This is a genomic window from Caldalkalibacillus thermarum, from assembly GCF_014644735.1.
Taxonomy (GTDB): Bacteria; Bacillota; Bacilli; order Caldalkalibacillales; family Caldalkalibacillaceae; genus Caldalkalibacillus; species Caldalkalibacillus thermarum.
This window is the reverse complement of record NZ_BMKZ01000068.1, coordinates 1-8,030: the sequence shown is the minus strand read 5'-3', so window position 1 is coordinate 8,030 and position 8,030 is coordinate 1. Positions and strand designations below refer to the sequence as shown.

Annotated in this window: 7 protein-coding genes and 4 pseudogenes; 8 read left to right on the top strand and 3 right to left on the bottom strand. The window is 49.2% G+C overall.

Annotated elements, in window-relative coordinates:
* Nucleotides 1-494: 494 nt before the first annotated feature.
* From IEW48_RS15795 to IEW48_RS15790, 3 genes and pseudogenes are all read left to right on the top strand, one after another.
* Nucleotides 495-848 (top strand): annotated as a pseudogene (locus IEW48_RS15795) (helix-turn-helix domain-containing protein); the annotation flags it as partial.
* The gene (locus IEW48_RS17795) at nt 836-1,024 is read left to right on the top strand and encodes a winged helix-turn-helix domain-containing protein (protein ID WP_443092718.1); all 189 of its coding nucleotides are present in this window, start codon (nt 836-838) and stop codon (nt 1,022-1,024) included. The pseudogene IEW48_RS15795 and the gene IEW48_RS17795, both read left to right, overlap by 13 nt.
* A complete protein-coding gene (locus IEW48_RS15790; protein ID WP_020961371.1) occupies nt 1,021-1,560 on the top strand; it encodes an IS630 family transposase in 540 nt (179 codons plus the stop codon). The genes IEW48_RS17795 and IEW48_RS15790 overlap by 4 nt, the downstream gene beginning before the upstream one ends.
* Nucleotides 1,561-1,754: 194 nt before the next feature.
* Here the strand turns inward: IEW48_RS15790 and IEW48_RS15785 are convergent, their stop codons facing one another.
* Nucleotides 1,755-2,633 carry an IS982 family transposase gene (locus IEW48_RS15785; protein WP_188624595.1) on the bottom strand — a complete coding sequence of 293 codons (879 nt, stop codon included), beginning with the start codon at nt 2,631-2,633 and terminating at the stop codon, nt 1,755-1,757.
* Nucleotides 2,634-2,735: 102 nt separating this feature from the next.
* Here IEW48_RS15785 and IEW48_RS15780 point away from each other — a divergent pair.
* From IEW48_RS15780 to IEW48_RS15770, 3 genes and pseudogenes are all read left to right on the top strand, one after another.
* Nucleotides 2,736-2,951 (top strand): annotated as a pseudogene (locus tag IEW48_RS15780) (DUF4277 domain-containing protein); the annotation flags it as partial.
* Nucleotides 2,952-3,164: 213 nt separating this feature from the next.
* Nucleotides 3,165-4,526, top strand: a complete 1,362-nt coding sequence (locus IEW48_RS15775; RefSeq protein WP_188624594.1) for an ISLre2-like element ISGsp3 family transposase — start codon at nt 3,165-3,167, stop codon at nt 4,524-4,526.
* Nucleotides 4,527-4,684: 158 nt separating this feature from the next.
* Nucleotides 4,685-4,855, top strand: a pseudogene (locus IEW48_RS15770) (transposase); the annotation flags it as partial.
* 66 nt (nt 4,856-4,921) lie between these two features.
* On the opposite strand, the gene istB reads toward IEW48_RS15770, so the two are convergent.
* Both istB and istA read right to left on the bottom strand, forming a co-directional pair.
* On the bottom strand, nt 4,922-5,674 hold the full coding sequence (gene istB, locus IEW48_RS15765; protein WP_188624593.1) for an IS21-like element helper ATPase IstB: 753 nt from the start codon (nt 5,672-5,674) through the stop codon (nt 4,922-4,924).
* A complete protein-coding gene (gene istA / locus IEW48_RS15760) occupies nt 5,671-7,176 on the bottom strand; it encodes an IS21 family transposase (RefSeq protein ID WP_188624592.1) in 1,506 nt (501 codons plus the stop codon). The genes istB and istA overlap by 4 nt, the downstream gene beginning before the upstream one ends.
* Nucleotides 7,177-7,318: 142 nt before the next feature.
* Between istA and IEW48_RS15755 the strand changes: the two are divergent.
* A pseudogene (locus tag IEW48_RS15755) lies at nt 7,319-7,615 on the top strand (transposase); the annotation flags it as partial.
* A 125-nt stretch (nt 7,616-7,740) separates the two neighbouring features.
* Nucleotides 7,741-8,030: transposase family protein (locus IEW48_RS15750; protein WP_188624591.1), on the top strand; the 290-nt coding region annotated here is incomplete at its 3' end.

Below are 8,030 nucleotides of genomic sequence, written 5' to 3'. Positions count from 1 at the left end.
ACAATTTAAAGAATGGATATCGGAACTTGTTATGCAGTTTTTATAACGAATGACGTTCTTTCAGTATCTCGATTTTCTATAGCATGATTTATAAAAAAGTTCGGAAGCTTTAATCATTAAGAAGTTCATGTAAAGCAAGCGGATTTTGTCTCTTGCCAAGAAAAATGAGAAATTTTAAGATTAATCTCTAAATTAAGAGACAAAATTAGTGAGTCAATTCGATTAGCTGTTTTGCTTTAAGATTACCTACAGTTTTGAATTTTTAGGATTTGAGGATACTCATTTCCGTATGATTGCATTCTTATCCATTCGGGGATGATTCTTGCTTTTTATTTTAAGCCTATTTTCTCGTACATTTCTGATCTATCTATCTGTAAAGTTGGTATCGGTAACACTATATATATGCTCATTGAAAAGTTAACCTTCGCATAAGCGGTGCCCACTCCGGTTATACTGCTCCTAATGAAAAACATGGAAAAGGAGCGGAATTCTGCATGAAACGTCTCAAAATCACCGACAACCATGGATGGACGCCCCGGAAACTCCGCAAGCAGGAACGGAAGATCAAAAACGCCCATCTCCGCCAACGTGTGATGGCCGTCCGCTTGGTCATGGAAGGCTATTTAGGCAAAGACGTGGCCTCCGTGGTCAACGTGTGCCGACAAACTGTTTCCCATTATGTGTCGCTGTTCAACGAAGGCGGCCTTGAACTCCTGCTTCATCGGGATTTCGCCCCCGGGCGGGAGCCGTTTCTCACCGAAGAACAGCAGGAAGAGATCAAACAGCTTGTGTTGACCACCACTCCCGTAGAACTGGGCTGGGACGTCGCTTCGGCGTGGAACACCAAACTCCTGCAATCCTATGTCGCAAAGCAATTCGGTGTTTCCATTTCCCGCGAAGCGCTGCGAAAATCCTGCACCGCAAAGGGCTGTCGTGGACACGACCGACGTACACACTGGCGAAAGGAAATCTGGATGAGCAAAAACAATTTGAAAAACAAATGGATCTGATAAAAAAAACTTGATCACCAAGGAGACAGAAGATGCTGTTCTTCTGTACATCGATGAAACCCATATCCGCTCTTACCATGTCTTGCGGTCCACATGGTCGGAAGTCGGCCGCCAAAAACAAGTGCCGACGTTTGGCCATCATGCCCACGTATCGCTGTTTGGCGCGGTCAACGTCCATGATGGTGAAACGGTGCTTCATCAAACGACCGCTGCCAATGCCGCGACGTTCTTGGATTTCTTGAGAATGCTCAAACAGCGCTATTTAGACCGTCTCATGGTTTTGGTGTTGGATAACGCCCGCATTCACCATGCCAAAATGGTCAAGGAGTTTTTGCGGGAAGAAGGACAGTGTTTTCACTTTATTTACCTTCCTCCGTATTCTCCGCAACTGAACCCGATCGAACGCTTGTGGAAATGGCTGAAAGACACCGTGATCGCCAATGTGTTTCACAAAAATCGAAACGATATCGTCCAGGCCATTGCTCGGTTTGTCCACTACATCCACGAACGTCCGGAGGAAGTGCTGCAACGCTTAGGGTGTGCAGGATGAGAAGTTAACTCTTTATGTTGCATGTATATAGAATGTTGTGCACTGACTTTTACAATTTCTCCTAACAAGTTTCTTTTTTACCACGTTGAGTTTCCTCCCATTCTGGGCAAATTCTTCTTTTTGTAGACGTGTTGATTGACTTCTTTCTACTCTTTCTATAGTAATATTTTAACACCCGTGGTGCTAGTTGAGTCTTAACGCTCAACTAGCCTAAGAACAACAAGCGAGTAAGCCAGTAAAATACCATCCAGTGCCGTTTCAAATCCAGAAATTGAGTTCGCTCGAATCTCGGTGATCCGATATGAATCGACTAAAATCGAAAACACGGTTTCAATCACTTTGCGTTTTCGTTTCATCCACTGTTTCCATGCGTTCGATTGGCGAATTCGCTGATTTTTTCGAACAGGCGTCCAAAAAGCAACTCGATGCTCTTCGTACAGCTTCTTTTGCAGCTTTTGGCTGATATACCCTTTGTCACCTAGGTTATATGGATGTGGAATTTGTGTCATGACGGTTTCAGCGGCCACCCGGTCGTGACAAGACGCTTCGGTGACGACATATCCCATCGGAGGCCCTTGATCGGTGACCTGCAGATGAAGTTTTAACCCATAGAAAGCAATCCTTTTGGAAGCACAATAGCCAATATCGGCGATTCCACGAAACCGTTTGACGCGATACATTCGGGATGAATGACACAACTCGATCGGCAAGCTGTCCACAACCGCATACGCATGGTGTTGCCCGCGCTTGGCCAGCTGGTGCCGAATCCACTTGATCGCAAAGCTAAGCGCCCGGCAGCGACGGTTGTACCGAGAACGCTCAGGGAACAAGGCCTTGGGAAACAAATTCCCGATCACAAACCGGTGCCAAGCCCGTTCGGAAGTGAAGCCCAACAACTTTCCAAGGACATGGATGGTGATGATGACTTCGTCTTTCTGTTTCAACAAATGACGATTTCGACGTTGAAGATGAATCTGGATACTCGATAGTTGAGCTGATACAAAGAACAAAATCGCTTCATATTGTTTTTGAAGTTTGGCCCGATCGGTTGTAAAATGAAAGTGCTCTTGCATGTGAATTCTCCTTTTAAATGTTTGGTCGCACTTTCATTTTAAGGAGATCCTCATGCAAGGGCTATTTTTATGCTTGTCTGATTTTATCTAGCACCACGGGTTTTGAATATCATAAGTACCCTATTTAAGGAACTGGACCTGCCCTAATTGATTGACCATCTCGTTCCCGTCGATTCGCAATGCCAGACTCGACCCAGTGATGCCGTTCAGGCCATCCTCTACAATGTGTTTGATGGCCGGCAAGCCCTCGTTCACTTGGAACATTGGGCACAGGAGATCGATCTGGAGAAACTCATTCGTTCCGGGCTCCATCCTTCCTGATAAAATTGTTGCTGTATTTGTGTGAGTAAAATATTTGTGGGTGACATTCCGAAATGATCCCCGACGAGGGTTGCGAACTTTTGTTCGCGACGCTCGTCGGGGCCACCAAGCGAAGCGCGGTAGAAAAAAGCAAATGTCATGCAAAAAGGACTCTCTCCCTGCTATGATGGTGATTGTCAACATCAACCGAAAACAGGAGGGAGAGAGTCCATGAAACATCTTACCACAGAATGGCCTTTATTAAAAGAGCTGGAGGAACAATTAGTCAGAACTCTTCAAAAGGTGTTCGCTGTCTTGTTGGCGGCCCTTTTGGAGGAGATTGATCAACAACTGGCGGAAGCGCGGGACAAGCGCCGGTATCAGCTGAAAGACAAACGGCCGACCACGATCCAAACGCTGTTTGGAGAAGTGACGTTTCGACGGAACTACTACTATGATCGGCAGGCGGGGGCGTATACCTTCTTGCTGGATGCCGAACTGGGCTTTGATGGAGCGCAGTCGATCAGCCCTTGCCTCGAGGAAACGGCAGTCGAGTTGGCCGTAGAGTGCTCTTCCTACCGCAAAGCGGCCCGTACGTTGGAGTCGATCGTGGGGTATGCGGTCATGAGCCACGAGGCGATTCGCCAACTGGTGCTGGAGGCCCCTGTCTCGCTGCACCACCCTGTTTCCAAACGGCACGGCCGAGTGCTGTTTGTGGAGGCGGATGGGCTGTTCATTTCCCGCCAGGGGAAAGGGAAACGGGCGAAAGAAGAGAAAATCCTGGCGATTCACGAGGGATGGAAACGAAACGGTTCGCAGCTCGAGCTCGTGAACCGGCGCCACTACCTCCATGAAGGGGCGGGAGACGTGTGGGAACGGTTTGAAGAGTGGCTGATGAACGAATATGCCTATGATCCGTGCCGGGACCTTTTGATCATCAACGGCGACGCGGCGTCGTGGATCACGGCCTGCCGGGAGTATTTTGGAAAGCGAGCCTGCTTTCAGCTGGATCGATTTCATGTGGCGCGGGAGCTGCGTCAGTGTCTGTCCGGCCATCCGCGTTGGCGGGAGGTGCGGAAGAAGCTGGCGAAACAAGACGAAGAGGGGCTTCTGGTGGAGCTGAACAGCGCGGTCGGCACGTTGGAGGACGAAGCGAAAGAGAAGCAGATGGCTGCCATGATCCGCCGGATCGAGTCGATGCCGGGATGCATCCGGGACTATCGGGAGTGGCTGTCGGAGCAAGGGGTGGAGACGACCGGCATGCGTCCGATGGGCCACGCCGAGAGCGTGATGAGCCGGTTTGCGCATCGGGTGAAATCCCGCCGCAGCTGGAAAGACCAAGGGCTTCGGGCGTTTCTGAGGGCGATGGCAGCCCGAATCGACGGGATTTGGCGGAGAAATGGGCAGTTGGTGGAGGAAGAAGAGACCCGAACGGCAGCCTCGGCCTCGACGAAGTCCAAGCGGGTTGAACAGGCCAAACGGAAGGCAGGACGGTTGTGGGCAGATGTGGTGCGTCAGAATCTACCGTGTCTGCAGCGGTCATCCGGGACGCCGATCCATCAAGCGTTGTCGGCGCTTCGGGATTTTGGTTGAGTGTAAAAAAATGGAATACAATATCATCACTTCAAGATGAGGGATGAGAGTCCGAAAGCGCTTACGATACCAATTCCTGAAAATGGTTCGCTAACTAGTGATTGACAACACCCGTAGTGAACCGAAAAAATGTTCTCCACAAAGTCTTGACTGACTCGATCGCAGACATCGGGTATTGCGCTTCAAAAAGGCAATGGTACTATGGGTTGAAGCTGCACCTTCAAGTGACCGATCAAGGGTTGCCCATGGGCTATGTGGTGACGGAAGCATCCTGCCATGATCGTATCGCCGCTGAAAGCGTGATGACTCAAATTCCTCATCCCTATAACTGTTTTTTGCAAGCAAAAAATGCAGAGAAGTGCAAGAAAAAATACATAGGCTTGCCAGCTCAAGACTTAAGGTTCCAGACCGGGGGCAGAGGACGGCTGGATCGCGGAGAGAGCGTTCCGCAGTCGATAGCTCTCTCCCGTGAAGGCCAAGATGTGGGCATGGTGAACCAAGCGATCCACTAACGCTGCCGTCAAACGGTTGTCCCCAAACACCCGATTCCACTGTCCAAATTCTAGATTCGATGTCACCATGACGCTTTTTCGCTCGTAACAGTCGGCGATAATATGAAACAACAGTTCCGATCCTTGCTTTTGAAACGGCACATAGCCGAGTTCATCCAAAATCAACAGTTCGCATGGGTCGAGGCTTCGTTTCAGCCGTCCGAGCGTGCCGTTTTTCAACGCCTCTTCCAGCTGGGCGACAAGATCCGCGACGCGGAAAAACCGAACCTCATGGCCTTGTTGGCACGCCTGAATGCCAAGTGCTGTGGCGAGATGGGTTTTCCCCGTTCCAGGTGAACCTAAAAGCAGAACGTTTTGCTTTCGCTCCAAAAAGCGAAGGTCACACAGTTCCTCCCTCGATGTCGTGGCTGGCCAATGGATATGACCCGACCATTCGTAATCCTTCAGCCATTTCAACTTCCGAAACTTGGCTTTCTTGATCAGCCGGGCCTGTTTCGCTTCTTGGCGGCACGACAGTTCCAGCGCCAATACATCCCGCAAAAACTGTTCTTTCGTTTCGAATCTCACCTCCTCGAATCGATCTGCGATATAGGCCAAATGCAGCGCTTTACAAATCTCTTTCACCTCTGCTCTCATTTCTGGACACTCCCTTCCCGAGCGGGATGAAGACGTTGATCATACACCGTTAAATCCGTTTCATAGTCGATTAGAACGGAAGGGGTGTATGATTCTTCCCACTTGTCCGGGTAATAGGAGTGCTTCGCTTCCATCAACACGCCGATTTCATGAGGAGTCAAGTCCCATCGCTGACTCTCCTCGAGCCACTGGGCGATTTCGTAAAGCGTGTGCCGATCCAACAGCGCTCGCAGTCCTTTTAAACGGGCCACCACCTGGGGCGGGGGGCCAGCCAGATACATTCGGATCGCCTCCGGCAAGTACGTCCGGTAGCGGGAATGTCCGACAACCCGGGGTTTGGTCTCCCACTCAGCGAAAATCTCTTTCCAAGGGATTTCGCGTTTCACGTTCGTATACGGCCTTGGCGCTTCAAGATGGACGTCTCCATCGGAAGAGAACACAACGAAACGATTCCATTCTTTCTTCACCAACACCCGGTTGGGGACGGACAGGCCATGGACGACGAACGCCTTCCCATCCACCATTACTTCTCCGTATTTATTCACGTAAGCGTGATCGAGGGAGAAGATCGGAAGATCTTGTTCCGGCAACGCCAACAGCTCTGGTTGCTCTTCCTGCCATAGTTCCTCGATCCACCGCCCCTTTTCATAATGAGGACGGTTTCGGTCCTCGACCATCTTGCGATGCAGCCACTCCACCAGCTCCGGATCCGACTCCATCAATGGAGCGGGGATGAAACAAAGGTTGCGAGTGTAATAGACTTTTCGCTCCGCATTTCCTTTCTCATGTCCGCTGTATGGATTGCACACTTGTACATCAAACCGATAGTAGAGTTGGAATTTCTCAAAAGCCTCGGTGAATCGGCGTTCTCCCCCTTTTCGAATCGACACAATGGCCGCGGACAAATTGTCAATGCGCAATGCCTTTGGCACTCCCCCAGCCTGACGAAACAGCTGCGTCAACCCGTGGAGGAAGCATTCACTGTTTTCCGCCGGCAGCGGATAAGCAAACGCAGCGTTGCTATAGGGAAAGCTCATGATCAAAACCGATCGCTCTTCTTCCTTCCCCTCCTTCGTCACCACCGTCATCTTCCCGAAATCCACCTGCGCCTCGCCTGACGGGTGCTCCAGTCGTTCATAGCGCTGTTCTTTCTCGAGCTTGAGCTGCGGTCTTCGTTTTTGCACGTACGCGCAAACGGTGCGATACGAGCCTTGAAATCCATGGTCACGACAAAGCGCTTCAAACATCGTCTTGTTCGTTCGCCGTTGTTTTCTCGGCAGCTTGGCATCCTCCTCCAACCAGTCATCAATGATTTGCCCGTACCCTTCTTCCTCCATCATCCCCTTTTTGCGTTTGATGGTTGGTTGGACAGAAATGTCTTCATCTGCGTATTTCTTGACCGTTCTCCAGTTATATCCCGTTTCACGGGAAATTTCCGCAATCGATAACCCTTTCTTTTCACGCAGTTTTCTGATACGATTAATTTCGGGCATTGCCAGCATCCTTTCGCTCCTCCACTGTTTGGTTATGTGTTCACAACTTCCACAGTAGAGGAAATGTTAGAGGCTGGCAAGCCTTTTTTTCTTTGCCTTCAGCTCTGCACTTTTCGTTGCAGAACTCTGTATTTTTATTTTGCAATAAACACCCTATAACTTCGGGGACAAAGGATTCATTAGCCGTGAGTTGCAAAAAAGGCTGTACGAAGAGTACCAAATGACGCTTTGGACTCCGTCTCGAAAAAACCAGAAACATTGCTCGTCCGAGGCATGGGAGAAATGGATCCCACAAAAACGCAAAGTGATCGAGACGGTGTTCTCGGTTCTGGTTGACCAATACCGGATCACAGAGATTCGAGCGAATTCCATGATCGGATTTGAAGTAGCGCTCGACGGCATATTGTTAGCCTATTCGCTGGTCACACTAGGGCTAGTTGAGTTCTAACGCTCAACTAGCACCACGGGTGTTATATTATATAACATTAGCTTCCTCGCTAAATCATATGGGTTTGAGAAAAATAATAGTTGACCATACTGCTAGTAAAACAAAGTTTTCGGAGGTATGGTCAAATGAAAGATTTTCAAAAAGAATTAAATGTATTTCAAGAAGCCTTGCACATTGAGCAACCTTGGTATGTGAGTTCACATTTATTAGATCGTGAACATGAAATACTGCATATATATTTAGACTTCCCACGGGGAAGTAAATTTATGTGCTCCCATTGCGGTGCTTACCATCAGCCTGTCCATGATATCGTAGATGAAAATAGAACTTGGAGACACCTCGATTTTTGGGAATATAAGACATACTTACACGCTCGTCTTCCGAGGACGAAGTGTAAACAATGCGGAAAAACACG

What these genes read in the sequence shown, in the direction of transcription:
- IEW48_RS15785 (WP_188624595.1), bottom strand. Translation starts at nt 2,633, where the DNA reads ATGCAAGAGCACTTTCATTTTACAACCGATCGGGCCAAACTTCAAAAA.
- IEW48_RS15775 (WP_188624594.1), top strand. Translation starts at nt 3,165, where the DNA reads ATGAAACATCTTACCACAGAATGGCCTTTATTAAAAGAGCTGGAGGAA.
- istB (WP_188624593.1), bottom strand. Translation starts at nt 5,674, where the DNA reads ATGAGAGCAGAGGTGAAAGAGATTTGTAAAGCGCTGCATTTGGCCTAT.
- istA (WP_188624592.1), bottom strand. Translation starts at nt 7,176, where the DNA reads ATGCTGGCAATGCCCGAAATTAATCGTATCAGAAAACTGCGTGAAAAG.